Genomic DNA, 20786 nt, shown 5'->3' on the forward strand with positions numbered 1-20786 from the left:
TCAGGCCGCCACGGCCGTGGCCGGCCGGTGGACGGGTGCCAGCGCCAGCGAGAACTGGTCGACCACCTGGTCGAGCGCCTCCCGCACGGCCGGATCGACCGCGACTTCCCCGTCCTCCTCCCGCACGGTGATGTGCCGGTCCAGGACGAACCAGCCCTGCACGATATGGGCCGCGCCCATGGAGGAGAGCACCGGCCGCAGCGCGTAGTCGATGGCCAGGACATGCGCGGTGGACCCGCCGGTCGCCAGCGGCAGGACGGTCTTGCCCGCCAGCGCGTACTGCGGCAGCAGGTCCAGCAGGGACTTGAGGAGCCCCGAATAGGCGGCCTTGTAGACGGGCGTTCCGACGACCACACCGTCGGCCTCGTCGAACAGCCGCCGGGCCTCGACGATCGCGGGATGTCCGAAGTCGGCCCCGAGCAGGGCTTCGGCGGGCAGCGTACGGACGTCGAACGGCACCACCCGGTGGCCCTGGGCGACGAGCCGGCGGTCCAGGTGGCGGAGCAGCCGGCCCGTACGGGAAGTCGGGGACGGACTGCCGGAGACGGAAAGGATCGTGGCCATACGGAATCACCTCGGGGTGGCGGGCCGTCCTGCCCCGTACGGTTGGGCACCGGACGGGAAAGGGCGGACAAGAGCGACAAAAAGAAAGGGGGCGGAGTTCAGGACCGTAGGGACACCGGACCGGACACCGGACCGGGCCCCGGCTCGAACCCCGGCCCGGACACCGGACCGGACCCCGGACCGGACACCCGCTCCTCGTCCGGCAGTTGGGCCTCCAGCTCACGGACCAGCGGCAGCACCCGCTTGCCGAAGTACTCGACCTCCTCCAGGTAGTGCAGGAAGCCGAGGAGGAACAGGTCCACACCGAGCCGCTTGTACGCGACGATCCGCTCGGCGATCTGTTCCGGTGTACCGATCAGCCCGGTCCGGAAGCCGTCGTTGTACTGGACGAGATCCTCGAACGACGAGTCCTGCCACATGCCCTTCCCGTCGCCCGCCGAGCGCCCCGCCTGCTTCACCGCGTCGCCGAACCCGTGCACCGCTTCGGTGTCCGCCTTCGCGACGATCTCCCGCAGCACGTCACGGGCCTCGGCCTCGGTGTCCCGGGCGATGAGGAAGCCGTTGAGCCCGAAGCGGACCCGGCGGCCCGCGTCCGCCGCCGCTGCCCGTACGTCACCGATCTGCTCGGTCACCCCGTCGAAGTCCTTGCCGTTGCTGAAGTACCAGTCGGAGACCCGGCCGGCCATCGCGCGGGCGGCGGTGGAGTTGCCGCCCTGGAAGATCTCCGGGTGGGGACGCTCGGGGGTGTTGAGCGGCTTGGGCTTCAGCGAGAAGTCCCTGATCCGGTAGAAGTCCCCGGCCAGCTCGGCGTGGTCCTCGGTCCACACGGAGCGCAGCGCGCGGATGAACTCCTCCGAGCGCCGGTACCGCTCGTCGTGTTCCAGCCACGGTTCTCCCAGCGCGGTGAACTCGCCCTTGAACCAGCCGCTGACGACATTCACCGCGAACCGGCCCTTGGACAGCTGATCGGCGGTGGCGCCGAACTTGGCCAGCACACCGGGGTGCCAGAGCCCGGGGTGGACGGCGGCGATGACCTTGAGCCGCTCGGTCGCGAGCAGCAGGGCGAGGCTGAAGCCGGTGGACTCGTGCTGGAACTCGGCGCCGTAACTGGCCATGTAGCGGACCTGGCTCAGCGCGTAGTCGAAGCCGCTGTTCTCGGCGAGGACGGCCAGCTCGCGGTTGTAGTCGTACCCCCAGTCGGTGCGCTGTTCGATGGTGCTGGTGACCAGACCACCACTGACATTGGGCACCCAGTAGGCGAAGCGCAGGGGCTCGGGGGCGGCAGCGGGCAGGAGGGACATCGGGAACTCCCGGTGTACGAAAGCGGGCGGGGCGAAGCCGGTCCCGGCGATCTTGATTTCGCCACGTCGCTCCACGCGAAACGTGAACAATTCGTTAAATCAATGATCGCGGACATGGAACGGGGATCGAGGAAATCCGGGGAATCGGGGGGGGAATCAGGGGAGCGAAATCACCGTGCGGAAGACCCGGGGAAGTCCCTTGGATCTTTTCCGGCACACAGGCCGACGCCCCGGCGGGCGTGGGGGGTTACGGCGATCCGGACCGGCGCCCGGCGCGTGGGACGGCGCTCGGCGCATGGGACGACGCTCGGCCCGAGCGTACTCAGCTCGTTCGCCGGCAGAGGGCGTCGGTGCGACAGAGGGCGCTGGAGACGCGTACGAGATCGACATGACGCCGACGGGTCAGTTCCCGCATCAACACGTCACCGCCTCTCCACTCTCCGCATATTCGACAGCGCCTTGGATTCACAGGATTCACAGCGCCTTGGATTCGATGAAACCAGAGCCTACCGGCGATGTCCTTACTGGTCGATTCGGCATCCACGACCCGGTGATAGGGTTTCCCTTCCAGCAATGCCGAAAGGCGATGGCGCCATGCGAATAGAGCAGCTCGAATACATCGCGGCCGTCACCAGGCTCGGCTCCCTGCGCCGTGCGGCCGAGGCCCTGCATGTCTCCCAGCCCGCCCTGAGCGAGACCGTCCGCAATCTGGAACGCGAACTGGGCGTGGACCTCCTGGACCGGCGCCGCTCCGGGGCCAGGATCAGCGCCGCCGGCCGCGAACTGCTGCCCCACATCATCAGCGTCCTCGACGCGGTCGACACCCTGCGAGGCGCGGCCGACGACCAGCACCGCACCAGCCGCATGATCCGTCTCGGCACGGTCAACGCGGCCACGGTGCCGCTGCTCGTACCGACCATCCAGACGTTCCGCGCCGCGCACCCGGAGACCCAGGTCGAGGTCATCGGGTCCCAGCAGGCCGACATCCACCGGGAGTTGCTGGAGGGCGGCCTCGATCTGGGCCTGGTCAACTACCTCCAGGGCGACGACAAACCCCCGGGCTTCCACACCACCGAACTCCTGCGTGGCCGCCCGGTCGTCTGCGTACGCTCCGACAGCCCCCTGGCGGCCCGGCGCACGGTCTCGGTCACCGACCTCCTCGCCCAGCCGCTCATCGTGATGCGCGCCGGCTATGTCATGCACCGCTTCGTGCACCGCCTCCTGGAGGGCCGGAGCCCGTCCTTCTCGTACTCCACGGACGGCGCGGAAATGGGCAAACTGATGGTCGCCGAGGGCCTCGGCGCCACGGTCCTGCCGGACTTCAGCGTCAGCGGCGACCCCCTGGAACGCGCGGGCCTGATCACCTACCGCCCCCTGGAGGCCGACGACACGGCCGTCCACATGGTGGTCCAGCGCCCCCAGTCCGCCACGATCCCGGCGGCGGCGCGCGACCTGCACGCGATGTTCCTGAAGAGCGCTGAGACATACGCCCACGAGGCCACCGAACGCGAAGCCGCCCAGGACACGGCTACGGGGGACGAGGCCTCGGGAGGCACCGCCGGGCGGGACGGGTCCGGACCCGCTCGCCCCTGACCAGCGCCGGCTTCGCCACCCTGCCGGTGACGCGCCTGGCGTGCGCCCCGGGGCGTGCGGGGTTCGGGTGACATGGGCGTCGCGCTCCCGATGCCCAATGTCATGTTTATGCGGAAACGATCCTCTTGTCCCTCGGCTGCCAGACTGATGTCGTCGGCCACAGCTCTTGCCCGTACACCAGGATCTTGCCCGTACACCCGGGGATCGAATGGACAGTAATGGACAGTAAATGAAGCGAATCACGCGGAAGTTCGCGCTGCTCTGCGTCGTTGCCACGGCGGCACTCGGGAGCCTCGCCCTGCCGGCAGACCAGGTGCGGGCACGGTCGGCACCGGTCTGCGCCATCGGGGTCTGTACGTGGACGGAACCGGGAATCAAGGGAACGCTGCGGATTCTGGAGGACGAGCAGTCCGGGCTCGTGCTGAAGCCACCGGTTCGCAGCGCGGTGAATTCGGCGACCCGTCGATGGTGCTTCCACGAGATGCCGGGCTTCGCCGGAGGGAAGAAGCGCGAGATCGCTCCCGGCGAGGCGGTGAAGGATCTCGGCTTCCAGGCCCGTTCCGTCAGGCCGGAACGCTGTTAGGAATCCCGGGACGCTGTTAGGAATCAAGGACGGAGCGAACGCCGTCGTCACACCCGTGCCCCGCGCTGTTCGCCGCGCCGCCCGGACCCAGCAGGGCGCTCGGTACCGACGCCGCACGCGGTTCCAGAGCGGGCATGTAGCGCAGGGCTCGGCGGGACGCGGCCGCGGGCAGGGCCGCTCGTACGAACTGGGCCGCGCGCAGCCACGGTTGGGCATAGACGTGACGCGCCCGGCGCTCGACGCCGGAGACGAGGCGGTCGGCCGCCGGGGCCAGCGGGTACGTCCGTTCCGCGGGGCGGGGCAGCCGCGAGCGCAGTTCGCGCAGGGTGTCGTCCCGCGCGGCGCTCCTGGCCAGGTCGGTGTCGGTCCAGCTGAGGTAACCGACGCCGACCCGCACCCCGTGGTGCCCGACCTCGGCCTGGAGGGTGTGCGCGAAGGCCTCCACGCCCGCCTTCGAGGCGCAGTAGGCCGTCATCATCGGTGTGGGGGCGAGGGCGGCGAGCGAGGCGATCTGGAGGTAGTAGCCGCGCGAGCCGATCAGTGCGGGGAGGAAGGCGCGGGCGGTGACGGCGCTGCCGATGAGGTTGACCTCGATGACCCGTCGCCACGCGTCGGGATCGGAGTGCCGGAAGAGGCCGCCCGCCGCGACTCCGGCGTTGGCGACGACGACATCGACCGTACCGAAGCGTTCTTCGACCCGCCGTGCCGTGACCGACATGGCGGCCACGTCCGTCACATCCGCGTGCCAGTGGTCGGCCTCGCCCGGCAACGAGGCGGCCACGCGGGCCAGTTCCTCCTCCTCGAGCCCGACGAGCGCGAGCCGCGCGCCCCGGGCGCAGAGGGTACGGGCGAGCTGCTCGCCGAGTCCGCGAGCCGCGCCGGTGACGACCGCGGTGCGTCCCCGGAGCGGCAGATGACCGCGCATGAGTGGGCCTCCAGGGGTTCCAGGGTTTCCAGGGTTTCCAAGGTGCGAGGGCGCGAGGGTGCAGGGGGGAGGAGAGGCCGTCCCCCCAACTGCTGCATGGGGGACGGCGGTACGGATACGACGGCACGTCGACGTCATGGCCATCGCCGTCGAGCGCGTCGGCATCAAGCGGGTCGGCATCAAGCGCGTTGCAACGCCAGCACCGCGTTGTGGCCACCGAACCCGAACGAGTGGCTGACCGCCCGGTCGATCCACTCGTGCCGAGGCTGCTTGGTCACACAGTCGATGTCGAACCTGACGTCCGGCGCGTCCAGGTTGGCGATCGGCGGTACGACACCGTGCTGGAGGGTGAGCACGGTCAGCCCCGCCTCGATCGCACCGGACGCCCCCATGCAGTGCCCCAGCACTCCCTTGGGCGCCGTGACCGACGGCCTGCCCGGATACACCCGGTTGATCAACTCGGCCTCGGTCGCGTCGTTGAGCTGCGTCGATGTGCCGTGCGCGTTGACATGCCCGACATCGCCGGCCGCCCAGCCCGCGTCGCGCAGCGCCACCTCGACCGCGCGCTGGGCGACGGCTCCCGAGGGGTGCGGACTGGTGGGATGGTAGGCGTCGGTGGTGGCACCGGCGCCCGCCAGGAGCGCTCGCGGCCGCGCACCGCGCGCCCGCGCGTCCTTCTCCCGTTCCAGCACCATGATCGCCGCGCCTTCCCCCATGACCAGCCCCGCGCGGTCCGCCGCGAAAGGCCGGCACAGGACGGACGGATCGTCACCCGGACCGGCCACGGCGGCGGCGCCGGACCGGGCGAACCCGGTCATCGCGACCGGGAAGACGATCGACTCCGTCGCCCCGGCCACCGCGATGTCGCACTGCCCCGTGGCCAGCAGGTCGCGCGCCACGGACAGTGCCGTGACGCCCGACGAACAGGCCGTGCAGGGCGCCATGCTGGGCCCGGTGGCCCCCATCTTGATGGCGATCTCGGCCGCCGGCATGTTGGGGATCGTCAGCAGGATGCCCGACGGGGAGGTGGCTTCGGGCCCGCGCCGGTCGAGCGCCACGGCCTGCTCGGTCAGGCCCGCCGATCCCCCACTGCTGGTCCCGACCACGACGGCGACCCGGGTGCCCTCCCAGGTCGCCGGGTCGAGCCCGGCGTCGGCGACCGCCTCACGCGCGGCGAGGAGCGCGAACTTCACATACCGGCCCATCCGGAAGGCCGTACGTCCGCCGATCGCGGCATCGAGATCGATGCCGTCGACCGTACAGGCGAAGTCGACCGCGCAGCCGCGCAGTTCGGGGACCGTACGAGCCGATGAGACGCCGGCGCACACTCCGTGCCAGGTGGACTCGGTGTCGTTCCCGGCCGGGGTGATCATTCCCAGGCCGGTGACGGCGATGGCGGGTCCGGTCATCGGCCGACGCCCACGACTGCCTCGTACGCCTCGTTCGCCATGTCCGCGCCACACGCCGCGCCCGCCATCGTGGCGTCGCTCCTCGTGCCCGCCGTGACGGCGTCGGCGGCCATGATCGTTGGTTGCGCTTCGTTCGTCGTACCGGCCGTACCCGCCCGGTGGAGGAACGCGGTGATCTCGTCCAGCGTGGCGCCCTTGAGGAGAGAGTCGGCGTCGGCGGTGACTCCCAGCGTCTCCTTGATGATGACGGCGAATTCGGCGACAGCCAGGGAGTCCATCTCCAGGCTGTCCATCGTGGCCTCGGGGATGATCTCCCCGACGGGCACCTTGAAGGTCTCGGTGAGCACCTCGGTGATCTTCGGGTGGATCTTGCTCATGACATGTCCTTTCGAGGGGGTAGCGGGTTCGAGGGAGGGCAATCGGCTGCGTCGCGCGCCCGCCGGGCCGGACGGAGCACCCCCGCTTACGGCATCTGCGGTACGGGCACGGGCGTCCGGTCCGAAGCCGATACGGGTGCGGGTGCAGGTGCGGGTGCTGGGGCCAGTGCCGCCGGCGATGCCGGTACCGCGTGCCACGCGGCGTCCTCGTCGTCGTAGGCATCGGCGTAATCGGCTCCGGCGATGGGCCAGTCGGCGAGCATCTCCTCGGGCAGTGCGAAGGCCTCGACAAGGGTGGGGGCGTGGCCGGCCAGCTCCGCGATCAGCCGTTCGACGGTCTCCGGCAGCTCGTCGAGATGCCAGGGGGACAGCAGACCGCTTGCCAGCAGATCGCCGCTGTTCCGGTCGATCCACTGGAGCGCGAAGAGCTGTTGGAGCCGGCGCAGCAGGTCATGAGCGCGGGCAGCGGCCGCGGCCGGTTCCTGGATCCGGCCCGGGAAGGGACGCGGGGACGGACCCGGGATCCGGTCCGGCGACGGTTCCGGACTGTCGGACATCACGGCGTCCACCGCCGCCGCGAAGGCCTCGGCGGCACGGCGGTAGGCATGGGCCTCGACAGCCCGCAGCGCGGCGCCGGACGCGGCGTTCCACCGCGCCAGCGGGTCGCCGTGGGGCGCCCGGCCCATCCGGCCGCGTGCGCGGGAGAGCCACAACTCCTCGATGGCGGAGAGGAGATCGCCCAGGAACCGGGGATCGGAGAGCTCCCGCCCCTCGGAGCCGTACGAGCCCCCCGCGGCGGCCGATACGGATGATGCCGGTACGGATGACGCCGCTACCGACGGCTCCAATACCGACGGCTCCGATACGGACGGCTCCGACAGGGACGGCGATGCGGACTCGGACACGGATACGGCTGTCGGTCCGGCTGTCGGTCCGGCCGCCGTCGTGGCCGAGAACAGCATCTCGGCCGCCGCCTTCGCGTAGATGGCGACGTTGTCGCCCTCCGCCGTGATGACGCCCTCGATGCCCGCCAGCAGTTCGGTCATGCCGTTGTTCTCCAACAGCCCCTGCGCTCCGCAGCGTTCCCGGGACTCCACGATGACGGTGCGTGCCTGCCAGGTGATCCAGCCCTTCACGACGGCCACCAGCCGCTCGGCCTCGTCCTGGTTCCGCTCCGTGCGCGACTCCCATACGTCCAGCGCCATCCGGTGCAGCGAACTCATCGCGAAAACCGTGGCCAGTGCCCCGACCAGCGGCCCGTGATGACTGCGGTGCGCGAACACCGGCACCCGCCGCGTGCCCCTGGACCCCGAGATCAGCCGATGCCCGCCGTACCGCACGGCGAGCGCCAGGGTGACCCGCGCCGAACCGACGGCGCACGCGCTCATCGACAGCTTGCCGGGAGTGACCCGGCCGATCGACGCCAGCAGCCGGCGCCTGCGATTGCTCAGCTCGCTCGTGAACACACCGTCCTCGCCGAGCCGCCCCTGCGCCCCGCCCAACAGCGCGTCCCGGCCCACGAATACCCGGTCGAACGAGGTCAGGCAGTGGTCCACCGGGCTGCCGAGACGGGCGGGCAGCCGGCGCACCCGTACGCCGGGCAGCGGGCGGACGGCGTCGGTCAGCGGCGTCAGGAACAGGAAGACACCGTGGTCGGCGCCGTCCACGAGGAGCCGCGCCGCGACCAGCCCGGTCTTGGGGCCACCGGCCGGGCTGGTGTTCGGCATGAACTTCTGCGCCCCGGCGTGCGGCGTGTGCAGGACGAACCCGTCCCGGTCACGGTCGTACGTCGCCGTTGTCTCCACGCCGACCGCGTCATTGCCGTGCGCCACCTCCGTACAGAGGAAGGTGCCCACCCGGCGCAGCGTCAGGAAGTCGGACAGATCCCGCCCGTCACACGCGCCATGCCCACCACACGCGCCGAACCCGGCACACTCGCCGAACCCGGCACGCCCGTCGCGCCGCCCCGGGCAACCGTGGTCCAGCAGGCTGCCCAGGAACAGGTTGTAGTGAATGCCCGCGACCGTCGTGAACGCCGGATCGACCGGGCCCAGCCACTCGTGCAGCGCCGCCAGTGCGCGCGGGTCAACCGCCGGCCCCGCCGCGCCCGCCGCCCGGCCGTCGCGAGCGCCGTCGCCATCGCCGTCCAATGGCTCGTCGAGCGGTCCGTCGTAGCTGCCCAGCGGTACGTCCAGCGCGTCGTTGACAGCACGCAACCGCTCGTACGCAAGCGCCAACCGCTCCCCGGACGACGCCTCCGGCCTGCGACGAAACACTTTCGTGGCAGCGAGCCGACGCCAAAGCCCGTGCTCCCGGTGGAAGTCCGCACCGAAAAGCACCCGCGCCAGACGGTCCACCGTGGAGTCCACGGTGTCGCTGTTGAGCATTATGGTCACGAGATAACAACGATCAAGGGTTGACGAAGAAACGACTTTTCCACGCGCGGGGACAGAAGACATTCGTTCGGTGAGCACCGTGGTGCTCCGCTGAGCGACCCAACTGCCCCACGCCTTCAGGCCCGCAGGAACGCCAACGCCACGTTGTGTCCGCCGAACCCGAACGAGTGACTCACCGCCGTCTCCACCTCCTGCTTACGGGCCGTCTTGGTCACACAGTCGATGTCGAACTCCACCGCGGGCGCGTCCAGGTTGGCGATCGGCGGGATCACGCCGTGTTCGAGCGTCAGCACCGTCGCCACCGCCTCGATCGCCCCGGCGGCCGCCAGCGTGTGCCCCACCACCCCCTTCGGCGCGGTGACCGGCGGACGGCGCGGGAAGACACGCTCGATCAGCTTGGCCTCCATGGAGTCGTTGAGCGGGGTGGACGTGCCGTGCGCGTTGACGTGCTCGACGTCGTACGGACTCCAGTCCGCGTCCCGCAGCGCCGTCTCCACCGCCGCCTGCGCGCCCCTGCCCTGCGGCTCGGGGGCCGTGGGGTGGTGCGCGTCGGTGCTGGAACCCGCGCCGGCCAGCAGCGCGCGCGGCGACCGGCCCCGCGCTCGGGCGTCCGCCTCCCGCTCCAGCACGAGCATGCCCGCGCCCTCGCCGATGACGAATCCGTCCCGGTCCGCCGCGAACGGCCGCGACGCCCCGCCCGGGTGGCCGGTACGCGTCGACAGCGCGCCCATCCGCGCGAAGGCCGTCACCACCAGCGGGGTCAGTACGGACTCGGCGCCTCCGGCCACCACCACATCGCACTGCTCGCCGACCAGCAGGTCCCGGGCCACCGCGATCGCCGTGGCTCCCGAGGCGCAGGCGGTGGCCGGGGCCAGGCTGGGCCCCCGGGCCTTGAGCGCGATGGCGACCTCGCCCGCCGCCGCGTTCGGGATCATCATCGGCACCAGCAGCGGCGAGACCGCGTCCGGTCCGTCCGCGTGCATCTTCAGCGCGTTGTCGGCGAGTACGGCGACACCGCCGACCCCCACGCCGAGCACCACGCCCACCCGTCCGCCGTCCCAGGTCAGCGGGTCGAGTCCGGCGTCCGTCACCGCCTGCCGGGCGGCGATCAGCGCCAGCTTCACAAACCGCGCCATGCGCCACACCGAACGCCCGCCCACCTCGGCGTCCACGTCCAGTTCCTCGATCGCGCAGGTGAAGTCGACCGGCATTCCGGCCAGTTCGGGCCGCCGCCGGGCGACGGACCGGCCGGCGCACAGGCCTTCCCAGAACGCCCGCTCGTCACTGCCCGCCGGAGTCACCACCCCGAGCCCTGTCACCGCGACCCCGACCACGCCCCGCCCTCCACGCCGCTCGACCACGCCCCGCCCCTCACGTTCGCCACGCTCCCCGACCACGCCCCGACCCCCCTGCTCGTCGCTCACCCCGGCCACGCCCCGCCGCTCCTCGCGCTCGCCGCGCGCCCGCGTCATGCTCCGTTCCTTCCGCGGGGCGCTGTGCCGACAGTCATGGCCCCGGCCCCGACCGGCGCCCCGGGCCAACGGAGCGCCGCCGACCCCCAGGTGAGACCGCCGCCGAAAGCGGTGAGCAGCACGCGGTCACCCGCGCGGAACCGCCCGTGGGCGGCCGCGTCCGCCAGCGCCAGGGGAATGGACGCCGCGCCCGTGTTGCCGACCCGGTCGAGGTGCGTGACGCAGCGCCCCGCGCCGATGCCCAGCCGCTCGGCGACGGCCCGCAGGATCCGGGCGTTCGCCTGGTGCGGTACGAAGTGGTCCACGTCGGCCGCGTCCCAGCCCACCGCGCGCAGCAGGGAGCGGCACGAACCGGTCATCCGCTCGACCGCGTGCTGATAGACCGCCCGGCCCTTCATCCGGAAGAACTCGTCGCCCTCGGCGGGTGGTTGGTCCACGCTGCGGGCCCGCGCACCGCCCCCGTCCACGGTGATCAGGTCGTATCCGTCGCCGTCACTGCCCAGGTCGAAGGCGAGCAACTCGCCCGCGGCCCCGGCCCGGCCCGCGCCGATCAGCGCCGCCCCGGCCCCGTCGCCGAACACCACGCCCGACGAACGGTCCCTCGGGTCCAGCCAGGTCGAGTACACGTCCGCGCCCACCAGCAGCACCCGGTCGTACAGCCCCGACGCCACCAGCCCGTGGCAGACCGCGAGGCCGTACACGAAGCCGCTGCACACCGCGCTGATGTCGAACGCGGGTACCGTGCCCAGCCCCAGCCGCGCCGCCAGTGCGGGCGCCGTGCCCGGACACAGATGGTCCGGCGTGGCCGTGGCCAGCACCACCGCGTCCACCGCGCCCCCGGCGTCCACAGCCCCGGGGGACATCCCGCCCGACGCCCCGGCCGTCATCCTGGCCGACACCCCGGCGGGCGCCTCCGTACGGGCCGCCCCCGCGCCGCCGACCAGCAGCCGGGCCGCTTCGTACGCGAGGTCGCCCGTCGACATCCCCACACCGGCCCGGTGGCGGCCGGCGATGCCCGTGCGCGTACGCACCCAGGCGTCATCCACCTGCCAGGCGTCAGGCAGGTCCTCGTTGAGAACCGGCTCCCCCGGCACCCAGCCGGCGACGGCCTCCAGCACCGCCGTCCGTACACCTCCGTCCCGGCCCGCCCCCGGCGCACCGGACCTCGCCGTATCCCCCACCCCCGGCGCGTCCGGTCCCGGCCGGGCGCGCGGCGCTCGCGCCTCCGCGCGCCCGTACAGTGCGTAACCTCTCGCCACCCACGGCCCCCATCCGGTAAACGATCACCTCGACCGGATGACAAACGGCGCCGCCGGCAGGCCGGTTACTGCGCCATTTGGGGGACAGTCGAGGAGGGCTTCCACCCCGGCAGGTGAATGCGCGCCGCCGAGGTGCCACGTCCGGTGGGTACGGGCGGCAGCCAGCGGGTGACGCCCGCACGGTCCTCCAGCAGCTCGGACTCCTTGTAACGCTTGCAGCCGTGGTGCCAGTTCAGGATTCCGGAGAGCCAGTTCTCCAGCTCCTTCACATAGCCGTCCAGCACCTTCCTGACCTCACTGTCCAGGCCGAAGTCGTCGTACAGCATGGGCAGTTCGTTGGCGGCGACATGCTGGAACTGGCTCATCCGCGAGTTCATCAGGTCGTCGACGACGGCGAGCGCGGTGGGGTAGTCGCAGTTGAAGAAGTTCTGCACGACGAGCACACCGTTGTGCACCTCGCCCTCGTACTCGATCTCCTTCTGGTACGAGAAGACATCGTTCAGCAGACAGGCGTAGTCCTGGGCCGCGTTCTCCAACGACCGCATGGGGCCGCTGCGGTAGACCTCCGGCGGCACCTGCCGGCCGTGACCGATCCGGCACAGGCTCATCGTCATGGCCGAGCCGAAGGTGTGACGACGCATCTCCATGTAGTCGACGGGGTCGGGAATGCGGTTCTGCGCCTGGTTGGCCAGCTCCCAGAGCCAGCTGGCGGTCATGTCCTCGACGGACTGACGGAACATACGGCGGCCGTCCGTCTCCATCGGTCCCGCCGTCCTGGTCCACAGGTCCGCCAGGCCCCGCTCCAGCGCGTTGGCCGGCACCGGCGTCCCGGTGCTCTCGACCGGCATGAACAGCGAGAGCCGTTCGTTGCACGCCTTCGCGCCCGCCAGGTCACGGGTGTTGCCGTAGACGACCGGGAAGTAGTCGTCGCCGTACGTCCCCCAGGCAAGCCAGTCCGAGGTCAGGTCGAGCTGCTCCGCGGTGGCGTCCGGATGGATACCGGCCGAGCAGAGCGGCAGGTCGATGCGCCTGATCCGCTTCTCGTCCCATACGTCGGAGCCGGGCACGCCGGGCTGCGCTTGAAGGATCCCCATCCGGTGGGCCCACTCGACGGTGTGCTCCCGCGAGTGGTCCAGATGCGGGCTCAGCGACAGCTGGAACGGCATCCGGAAGTCGGGCAGCACGGAGGGCCCGACCTTCTGGAACGGCACATGGCTGTGGCTGCGCGTCCGCGCCGCGTGTCCCACGCCGATCGTCTTCGCGATGTCCGCCGCCGCCGTGCCGAGACCGACCGGCGTCATCGAGAACGACGTACCGGAACCGGAACCAGAAACGGAATCGGAGCCGGAGCCGTCGCCGGACTCCGAACCGCTGCCGTTCATGTAGCGGCTGGAGCGCATGTGCCACTCATGGCCGCCCGACTGCCAGTCCTGGAGCCCCTTCACATAGGCGAGGGTGTCGGAGCACTGCTTCGGGTCGAGGCCCTGCTCCACGAAGAGCGGGCCCAGCTCGGTCAGCGCGGTGTTCTCGAACTGCTGGATGCGCGAGGTGATCAGATCGTTGACGGCGTCCGCCGCCTCCTGTGTCGTACAGCCCAGGAACGTCTCCAGGACGAGCACACCATTGCTCAGCTCGCCCTCCTCCTCGATCTCCCGCTGGTACGAGAACAGGTCGTTGCGCAGATGGACCGCGTCCGAGAACGAGTCCTTGAGGACCCGCAGCGGGCGGGAACCGGCGATCGGCGCGGGTATCTCGGCGCCCGCCGCGTATTCGACGAGCCCGGCCGACCACGGCGCTCCGCCGACCTTGCGGCGCATCTCGATGTACTCGACCGGATTCGCCACCCGGTGCGCGTTGATGTTCGAGAGCTCCCAGTCGGACTCGTTGAGCAGATTCTCGGTGCTCTCCGCGAACCGCTCACGCCACCCCACGGACATGCTCGGGACCGTACGCGCCCAGAGATCCGCCAGGCCCGCCTCGACCGGATTGGTCGGCTCGGGGAAACCGGCTGCCAGATCCATCGGCATGAAATCGGCCAGCCGTTCGAGATAGGCCTTGCCGCCCTCCCGGTCCTGAGGCTTTTTGTAGACCTCCAGGAAGTGGTCGTCGAAGAAGAACACCCACACATACCAGTCGGTGACGAGCGACAGGGCCGGGCCGTCACAATCCGGATGAGTGTACGAACAGAGCAGGGCGTAATCATGGGAATCGAGGTCGCGCTCCTCCCAGACTCCCGACCCCTCCAGCATCCCCATACCCCTGGCCCATATCTTGGAGTGCTCTCTGGCCTCCTCCAGATGGGGATTGAGTCGAGCCGGGTAGGCCAGGTAGAAATCCGGCAGGTCAAAGGGCTGAGTCACGGAGGTGCGGCCTTTCCGAAGGTTCCGGAGGATTTTCTCTCCGCCCCGGTCTACCCGTCCCCCACCTCCCCCATCCGGCCCATTCATTAATCATATGAACTGACCCATTGCGTCTGGTGGACATGCACGACCGACGACCCCGGGTGATCATCACGGAATGAGCACCACAATCCGGCTCGCACAACAGCCCGAGGCCGACGAACTGCTCGGCCGCAGTCCGCTGGCCGCCCTGGTCGGCATGCTGCTGGACCAACAGGTCCCGATGGAATGGGCCTTCTCCGGGCCGTACACCATCGCCGTACGCCTGGGTGGTGACGATCTCGACGCCCGCGAGATCGCCGCCTACGAACCCGAGGCCTTCGTCGCACTGCTCTCGGACAAGCCCGCCGTGCACCGCTATCCGGGCTCGATGGCCAGGCGCGTACAGCAGCTCTGCCAGTACCTGGTCGAGCACTACGACGCCGATCCCAGCGCGATCTGGCGTGATGCCCCCACCGGAAGGGAAGTACTGGAGCGGCTGAACGCGCTGCCCGGTTTCGGGAAGCAGAAGTCCCAGATCTTCCTCGCGCTGCTGGGCAAACAGTTCGGTGTACAGCCGGAGGGCTGGCGGACGGCCGCCGGCGCGTACGGCGACGTGGGGTCGTACCGCTCGGCGGCGGACATCACGGGCCCCGAATCGCTGGCCAAGGTCCGGGCGTTCAAGCAGGAAGCCAAACGCGCGGCGAAGGCCGCGCAGACGTCAAAGGCAGCGCAGCCCGAGAAAGGATCACCGTCCCTGTGAACGCGTCCCCTCCCCGGTTCCTGGCCGTCGCGGCCGCCACCGCGCTCACCGTCCCCCTTCTGCTGTCCGCCGCCCCGGCCACCGCGCGAGCGCGGACCCCGGCCGAGGACGCGGCGGACTTCGCCCAGAAGCTGGTGCACGCGGCATCCGCCCGGGGCGCCCACCGGCATCTGGAGAAGTTCCAGGCCATCGCGGACTCCTCCGACGGCAACCGGGCCGCCGGATCCCCCGGCCACGACGCCTCCGCCGCGTATGTGTACACCCAGCTCAAGGACGCCGGCTACCAGGTCTCGTACGACACCTTCGACTTCACCTATATCGAGACGCTCGCCGAGAAGCTCTCGGTCACCGCGCCGACCCCGCGCGAAGTCAAGATCGCGGCCATGTCGTACACCAAGTCCACCCCGGAGGGCGGCCTCAAGGCCACACTCGCCCCCGTACCGGCGGACGCGACCACGGGCTGCGAGCCCGCCGACTACGCCGCCAAGGGCTTCACCGGCAAGATCGCGCTGATCCAGCGCGGCGGCTGCGACTTCGCCCAGAAGCAGAAGGCGGCGGCAGCGGCGGGCGCGGTCGGCGCGATCATCTACAACAACGCCTCGGGCGCGCTCAACGGGACACTCGGCGGCCCCGACGCCGCCGTGATCCCCACCGGCGGCATCACCCAGGCCGAGGGCAAGGCCCTCACCGCCGAGGCCGCCAAGGGCGCCGTGTCGGTCTCCATGGACGTCCGCCAGCTCCAGGAGAAGCGCACCACCCGCAACGTGATCGCCGAGACCAGGGCCGGCGCCCCCGGCCACACCGTGATGCTCGGCTCCCACCTCGACTCGGTCACCGACGGACCGGGCATGAACGACAACGCCTCGGGATCGGCAGGGGTGCTGGAGGTGGCGCTCCAGCTCGCCAAGAGCCACGAGAAGCCGGCGAACAAGGTCCGCTTCGCCTGGTGGTCGGCCGAGGAACTGGGCCTGCTCGGCTCCAAGGCGTACGTCAAGGACCTCACCCCGCAGCAGCGCGCGGACATCGCGCTCTACCTCAACTTCGACATGATCGCCTCACCCAACCACGCCGAGTTCGTGTACGACGGTGACAACTCGGACGCCACCGGATCGGGACCGGGCCCCGAGGGCTCCGCCCAACTGGAGAAGGACATCAACGACTTCCTCGACAGCAACAAGGTCCCGCACGAGGGCACGGACTTCGACGGCCGCTCCGACTACGGCCCGTTCATCGACGCGGGCATCCCGTCCGGCGGCACGTTCACCGGCGCCGAGGGCATCAAGTCCGAGGCCCAGGCGAAGCGCTACGGCGGGACGGCGGGCACCGCGTACGACGCCTGCTACCACGCGGCCTGCGACGACCTCTCCAACATCAGCGGCACGGCCTTCGACATCAACATCGACGTGATCGCCGACGCCGTGGGCACCTACGCCCACCACCTCGGCGCCCTGAAGAAGCAGACGATGACGGCACGGCCCACCCGCGACACCGCCGTGCACTCCGCCGGCCACGAGCCCACCTCGTAACCACCCGGCCGCGCCCGCGCGCCCCACCGCCTCCGGGCAGTGGGGCGCGCGCCGTTCGTGACATCCCCTCGCCCGGTACGCCGTGACCTTCCGGCCGTACCTCTGGTTGACCCGGACCAGGCGCGCGATTCCTGCTACTACAAAGGAGCGAGCGCGCTGCGCCGAGGAAGGGTGACGTGATGACCATGGCGACCTTGCTGCTGTCGGACACGGACTGCCGCTACTGCGAGGCGTGTTGGACCAACAGGGTCGAGACGGCACGCACGGGCGGCGACGGCGAGAGGGACCTGCTCTGCTTCGGCTGCGCCCGGGAGAACTTCCCCCGACGCGTCGACCTGTTTCCCCCGTTCGGGATCTACGGACTCGCGAGCCGGAAGGTCCGCCTGGGCGACGGCAGACACGGGAAACCGGGCGGCCCCCAACTGCCGCCCGACCCCGGCCCGCATCCCCCGCCGCACCCTCGCCCCCAGTCCCCGCCCGGAACCCCGCCGGTGTGACAAGCGGCCCGCTCCCCCTTCCGCGAGCAGCCCCGCTCACCCTTTCGGGGGAATCATTTGCACGTCCCGGTGATCAACTTCGCCGGGTCCCGGCGGCGAGGACACCGGAACCGGGGCTTCCGTTCTCACTCGCTCCCCCTTTGATACCGAATGGCACCTTTGCGCTCCACCGTCATGGCTGCGCCCGGAGCCGCTCGCCCGGTAGGCTTTCCGTGTGATCTTCAAGCGCATCGGTAACGGGAAGCCGTATCCCGACCACGGCAGGGAAAGCACCCGGCAGTGGGCGGATGTCGCGCCGCGCCCGGTCCGCCTCGATCAGCTCGTGACGACGAAGGGTCAGCTGGACCTGGAGACGCTGCTCGCCGAGGACTCCACCTTCTACGGAGACCTCTTCGCGCATGTCGTGAAGTGGCGGGGCGACCTCTATCTGGAAGACGGACTGCACCGCGCGGTCCGCGCCGCGCTCCAGCAACGCCAGGTGCTGCACGCCCGCGTGCTGGAGCTTGACCTGGGCTGATGGGCCCCGTACGGGTGAACACTGAGCCTTTCGGGGCCTTTCCCTCCCCTGACAGCGCAACCTGCTGATCGTTTAGTAGGAATCATCACCAGGGCGCACTACGCTGCGCTTATGAGCATGCTGACTCCCCCCGGCATGGGCGGAAAGTACCGCGTCACGGGTAACAAGTACGCGCGCATGCGCCGCCCTCGTCACCGCCGCAGGATCGCGCTCGCGGCCGTCGCCGCCGTCGCTTCCCTCGGCCTGGTCGGCTGGGGAACCACGCAGCTCATCGACGTCTTCTCGGGCGACGGCAAGAAGGGCACCTCCGCCGGCCGGAAGTCCGACTGCGCCCCCTCCCAGAAGCCCGCCAAGGCGCTGCCCAAGCCCGGCCAGATCACGGTCAACGTCTACAACGCGACCCCGCGCGGCGGTCTCGCCAAGAGCACCGCCGACGAGCTGAAGAAACGCGGCTTCGTCATCGGCAAGGTGGGCAACGCGCCCGCCCCGTACGACAAGAAGGTCCCGGGCGCCGGGATGCTGCTGGGCGCGCCGACGGCCTCGGACAGCTCCCTCACGGTCCTCGGCGCCCAACTGAAGGGCGCCACACCGAAGACGGACGCACGGAAGACGGCGGACGTCGACCTGATCATCGGAACGGCCTTCAAGTCGCTGAACGTGCCGAAAGTCGCGAACCAGGCGCTGGCGACACTGGCGAAGCCCGTGACGCCGTCCTGCGCGGCGCGACACTAGACCGGCCGATCCTGCGGGGACGCACGGGGTGCACCCCCGCAGGATCGTCAGGGCGGCGAACCCTCAGTCCACCGTGCCGTACATACGGTCACCCGCGTCGCCCAGACCCGGGACGATGTAGCCGTTCTCGTTCAGCCGCTCGTCGACCGCCGCCGTCACGACCGTCACCGGGGCGCCCGCCAGCTCGCGTTCCATCACCTCGACGCCCTCGGGCGCCGCGAGCAGCACGACCGCGGTCACATCGTCCGCGCCGCGCTTGATGAGTTCCCTGATCGCAGCGACGAGCGTGCCGCCGGTCGCCAGCATCGGGTCCAGGACGTACACCTGGCGGCCCGAGAGATCCTCGGGCATGCGGGTCGCGTACGTGGACGCCTGGAGCGTCTCCTCGTTGCGTATCATCCCGAGGAATCCCACCTCGGCCGTCGGCAGCAGCCGCACCATGCCGTCCAGCATGCCGAGGCCGGCCCGCAGGATCGGGACCACCAGCGGGCGCGGATAGGAGAGCTTCACCCCCGTCGTGGCCGTCACCGGGGTGTTGATGTCGACCTGTTCGGTCCGCACATCCCGGGTGGCCTCGTACGCCAGCAGGGTGACCAGTTCGTCGGCGAGGCGCCGGAAGGTCGGGGAGTCGGTGCGCCGATCGCGCAGCGTGGTGAGTTTGTGCGCCACCAGCGGGTGGTCGACGACATGAATCCGCATGGCGTCCACAGTAACCGGGGGCCAAGGCTGTACGCGCTGGCATCAACCCCCCTCGCGGAGGGAAGGTGAGAGAAGGTCTCCCCGGTACTGCCGCGGAGCCGGGAACCCAGCCTTGGGGTGGTGACACATCAATGCGCGACGGGGATCAGCAGGGCCTCGGTCAGGGCCTTGAGCAGGCCGGATCCGATGGCCGGGTGCGGTCGGGTCAAGCCGTGGCGCGCGAAGAGCTGACACGGGAGGCCGAAGCGCGGGCACGGGAAGCCCAGTCTCATGAAGCCGGCGCCGAGGAGGCCCGGATCCAGGAGGGCGAGGCGCAGCGGCGTCGGCGGCGTGCCCAGTTCCTGCGGGAGCTGCACGAGGCCAAGGCCCTGCGCGAGCGGGTGAAGCCCCGCCAGGCCCGCGCCGCCCGGATGCGTCAGCAGATGCGGATGCGTACGTTCCGCTGGTAGCCACGCCGGTCCGTGTAGGCCATGTGCGGGCACTGTGCCCGCCGCGTGTACGGCCCGGACGCGGCTCTTCGCCCGGTTCCCGGGCCGGTGAGGGGGCCGCCCGGCACCAGGGCCGAACAGGGGCCTAATAAAATGGCCGCACGACGCAACGGTCGAAGACCTCTCGCGAAGCGTTCGTTTCTGCCACGATTCCGTTGGGCGGGGCAGACCAGCGCACCGCCGGATCGTCACACCTCTGATCAGTGGGAGAGTCACGGTGTACTTCGCCGCACTGCTCGCGCGCACCGAAGACGGGTGGGAAGCGAGCGATACAGAGCTCGACGATGTGGAGACCTTGTCGGATCTGACCGACCTGGCCCGCGAAGCCTCGGTGGACGAGGACACGGTGCTCGTCTTCATCGAGCAGGAGGATGCCTGGTTCGGCATTCTCCGCGTGGAGGGCGAGGAGGACCCTCGCATCTACGTCTCGGACGCGGCCGCGGCCGCACGCTCCTCGTACGGGGAGATCCTCATTGATGAACTGCTCGGCAGGGACAACGACGACCCGGCCGACGATCTGGACACGCTGGACCTCGACGGTACGGAGGACGGCGAGCCGGACGGGAAGGACGAGGAGTACAAAGACGACGACAACGACGACAGTTCCGTGACGGACGGCGAGACCGTGCCCGCGGGAGCCGTGGGCGACCGCGAGATCCTCGCCGACCTCGGCCTGTCCGAGACCGATCTGCTGGCGCTGGAGACGGATGCGATGGCCGAGATCGCGGACGCGCTGGGCGCGGCCGAGGTGCTGGAGACCGTCCGCTAGTGCCCCGGCATGACACGGTGCCCGACCCGGTACGCGAACCGTGGCGGGCGCCCATGCTCCTTGCCCTGGACGAGGCGGCACGGGCGGCCCGGTCCGGTGACGTGCCGGTCGGCGCCGTCGTGCTGTCCCCGGAAGGGGCCGTACTGGCCGGTGGCCACAACGAACGCGAGGCGACCGGCGACCCGACCGCCCACGCGGAGATCCTGGCGCTCCGCAGAGCGGCCGAAGAACTCGGCGAGTGGCGCCTGACGGGCTGCACGCTGGTGGTGACCCTGGAGCCGTGCACGATGTGCGCGGGCGCGATCGTGCAGTCCCGGGTGGACCGGGTGGTCTTCGGCGCGCTCGACGAGAAGGCCGGCGCGGCCGGATCACTCTGGGACGTCATCCGGGACCGACGGCTCAACCACCGGCCCGAGGTGATCCACGGGGTGCTCGCCGAGAAGTGCGCCGGCCTGCTGACGACGTTCTTCCGGAACCGCTGACCGGCTGCCGCAGCGCCTCGGAAGCCCTCTGATCGCCGTACCGAGGTATCGATTTC

At 70.5% G+C, this 20786-nt stretch carries 20 protein-coding genes and 1 pseudogene; 10 read left to right on the forward strand and 11 right to left on the reverse strand.

Features of this window, described 5'->3' with window-relative positions; all coding sequences use genetic code 11:
• The 3 genes from ssuE to ACIOJD_RS21220 form a co-directional block, all read right to left on the reverse strand.
• On the reverse strand, positions 1-564 hold the full coding sequence (gene ssuE, locus ACIOJD_RS21210) for an NADPH-dependent FMN reductase (protein ID WP_401915864.1): 564 nt from the start codon (positions 562-564) through the stop codon (positions 1-3).
• A 98-nt stretch (positions 565-662) separates the two neighbouring features.
• Positions 663-1865: a dimethylsulfone monooxygenase SfnG gene (sfnG, locus tag ACIOJD_RS21215; RefSeq protein WP_401917078.1), complete on the reverse strand. Its 1203-nt coding sequence runs from the start codon at positions 1863-1865 to the stop codon at positions 663-665.
• A gap of 322 nt (positions 1866-2187) precedes the next feature.
• A complete protein-coding gene (locus tag ACIOJD_RS21220; RefSeq protein ID WP_401915866.1) occupies positions 2188-2280 on the reverse strand; it encodes a putative leader peptide in 93 nt (30 codons plus the stop codon).
• 179 nt (positions 2281-2459) lie between these two features.
• On the opposite strand from ACIOJD_RS21220, the gene ACIOJD_RS21225 reads away from it, so the two are divergent.
• Positions 2460-3458 carry a LysR family transcriptional regulator gene (locus ACIOJD_RS21225; RefSeq protein ID WP_401915867.1) on the forward strand — a complete coding sequence of 333 codons (999 nt, stop codon included), beginning with the start codon at positions 2460-2462 and terminating at the stop codon, positions 3456-3458.
• A gap of 229 nt (positions 3459-3687) precedes the next feature.
• Entirely contained in the window at positions 3688-4041 is a 354-nt protein-coding gene (locus ACIOJD_RS21230) for a hypothetical protein (protein ID WP_401915869.1), read from the forward strand.
• A 16-nt stretch (positions 4042-4057) separates the two neighbouring features.
• On the opposite strand, the gene ACIOJD_RS21235 is transcribed toward ACIOJD_RS21230, so the two are convergent.
• The 7 genes and pseudogenes from ACIOJD_RS21235 to ACIOJD_RS21265 all read right to left on the reverse strand — a co-directional run bounded on the left by ACIOJD_RS21235 (position 4058) and on the right by ACIOJD_RS21265 (position 14239).
• A complete protein-coding gene (locus tag ACIOJD_RS21235) occupies positions 4058-4966 on the reverse strand; it encodes an SDR family oxidoreductase (protein WP_401915872.1) in 909 nt (302 codons plus the stop codon).
• A 179-nt stretch (positions 4967-5145) separates the two neighbouring features.
• Positions 5146-6375, reverse strand: a complete 1230-nt coding sequence (locus ACIOJD_RS21240; RefSeq protein ID WP_401915874.1) for a beta-ketoacyl-[acyl-carrier-protein] synthase family protein — start codon at positions 6373-6375, stop codon at positions 5146-5148.
• Positions 6376-6527: 152 nt separating this feature from the next.
• A pseudogene (locus ACIOJD_RS21245) lies at positions 6528-6752 on the reverse strand (acyl carrier protein); the annotation flags it as partial.
• Positions 6753-6838: 86 nt separating this feature from the next.
• Positions 6839-9139, reverse strand: a complete 2301-nt coding sequence (locus ACIOJD_RS21250; protein WP_401917080.1) for an acyl-CoA dehydrogenase — start codon at positions 9137-9139, stop codon at positions 6839-6841.
• A 125-nt stretch (positions 9140-9264) separates the two neighbouring features.
• Positions 9265-10620 (reverse strand): beta-ketoacyl-[acyl-carrier-protein] synthase family protein, encoded by a 1356-nt coding sequence (locus ACIOJD_RS21255; RefSeq protein WP_401915877.1) that lies wholly within the window; start codon positions 10618-10620, stop codon positions 9265-9267.
• Positions 10617-11738, reverse strand: coding sequence for a beta-ketoacyl-ACP synthase 3 (locus ACIOJD_RS21260; RefSeq protein ID WP_401915880.1), 1122 nt, complete (start codon positions 11736-11738; stop codon positions 10617-10619). Before ACIOJD_RS21260 ends, ACIOJD_RS21255 begins: the two co-directional genes overlap by 4 nt.
• 206 nt (positions 11739-11944) lie before the next feature.
• The gene (locus ACIOJD_RS21265; RefSeq protein ID WP_401915883.1) at positions 11945-14239 is read right to left on the reverse strand and encodes a family 2 encapsulin nanocompartment cargo protein terpene cyclase; all 2295 of its coding nucleotides are present in this window, start codon (positions 14237-14239) and stop codon (positions 11945-11947) included.
• 157 nt (positions 14240-14396) lie between these two features.
• Between ACIOJD_RS21265 and ACIOJD_RS21270 the strand changes: the two genes are divergently transcribed.
• The 5 genes from ACIOJD_RS21270 (at position 14397) to ACIOJD_RS21290 (ending at position 18292) form a co-directional block, all read left to right on the forward strand.
• On the forward strand, positions 14397-15020 hold the full coding sequence (locus ACIOJD_RS21270; protein ID WP_401915885.1) for an HhH-GPD-type base excision DNA repair protein: 624 nt from the start codon (positions 14397-14399) through the stop codon (positions 15018-15020).
• Positions 15017-16546, forward strand: a complete 1530-nt coding sequence (locus ACIOJD_RS21275; protein ID WP_401915887.1) for a M28 family metallopeptidase — start codon at positions 15017-15019, stop codon at positions 16544-16546. Before ACIOJD_RS21270 ends, ACIOJD_RS21275 begins: the two co-directional genes overlap by 4 nt.
• Positions 16547-16725: 179 nt before the next feature.
• Positions 16726-17043 carry a hypothetical protein gene (locus ACIOJD_RS21280; protein WP_401915888.1) on the forward strand — a complete coding sequence of 106 codons (318 nt, stop codon included), beginning with the start codon at positions 16726-16728 and terminating at the stop codon, positions 17041-17043.
• Between the two features lie 214 nt (positions 17044-17257).
• Positions 17258-17560: a type II toxin-antitoxin system VapB family antitoxin gene (locus ACIOJD_RS21285; RefSeq protein WP_401881870.1), complete on the forward strand. Its 303-nt coding sequence runs from the start codon at positions 17258-17260 to the stop codon at positions 17558-17560.
• Between the two features lie 111 nt (positions 17561-17671).
• Positions 17672-18292 carry a LytR C-terminal domain-containing protein gene (locus tag ACIOJD_RS21290; RefSeq protein ID WP_401915890.1) on the forward strand — a complete coding sequence of 207 codons (621 nt, stop codon included), beginning with the start codon at positions 17672-17674 and terminating at the stop codon, positions 18290-18292.
• 63 nt (positions 18293-18355) lie between these two features.
• Here ACIOJD_RS21290 and upp read toward each other — a convergent pair whose 3' ends face one another.
• Positions 18356-18991, reverse strand: coding sequence for a uracil phosphoribosyltransferase (gene upp / locus ACIOJD_RS21295; RefSeq protein ID WP_401915892.1), 636 nt, complete (start codon positions 18989-18991; stop codon positions 18356-18358).
• A gap of 131 nt (positions 18992-19122) precedes the next feature.
• Here upp and ACIOJD_RS21300 point away from each other — a divergent pair, with 131 nt between their 5' ends.
• The 3 genes from ACIOJD_RS21300 (at position 19123) to tadA (ending at position 20730) form a co-directional block, all read left to right on the forward strand.
• Positions 19123-19440, forward strand: coding sequence for a hypothetical protein (locus ACIOJD_RS21300; protein WP_401915893.1), 318 nt, complete (start codon positions 19123-19125; stop codon positions 19438-19440).
• A 256-nt stretch (positions 19441-19696) separates the two neighbouring features.
• Entirely contained in the window at positions 19697-20248 is a 552-nt protein-coding gene (locus ACIOJD_RS21305; protein ID WP_401915896.1) for a hypothetical protein, read from the forward strand.
• A gap of 53 nt (positions 20249-20301) precedes the next feature.
• A complete protein-coding gene (gene tadA / locus ACIOJD_RS21310) occupies positions 20302-20730 on the forward strand; it encodes a tRNA adenosine(34) deaminase TadA (RefSeq protein WP_401917084.1) in 429 nt (142 codons plus the stop codon).
• Positions 20731-20786: the final 56 nt, after the last annotated feature.

It is taken from the genome of Streptomyces sp. NPDC088116 (assembly GCF_044741745.1).
Taxonomy (GTDB): Bacteria; Actinomycetota; Actinomycetes; order Streptomycetales; family Streptomycetaceae; genus Streptomyces.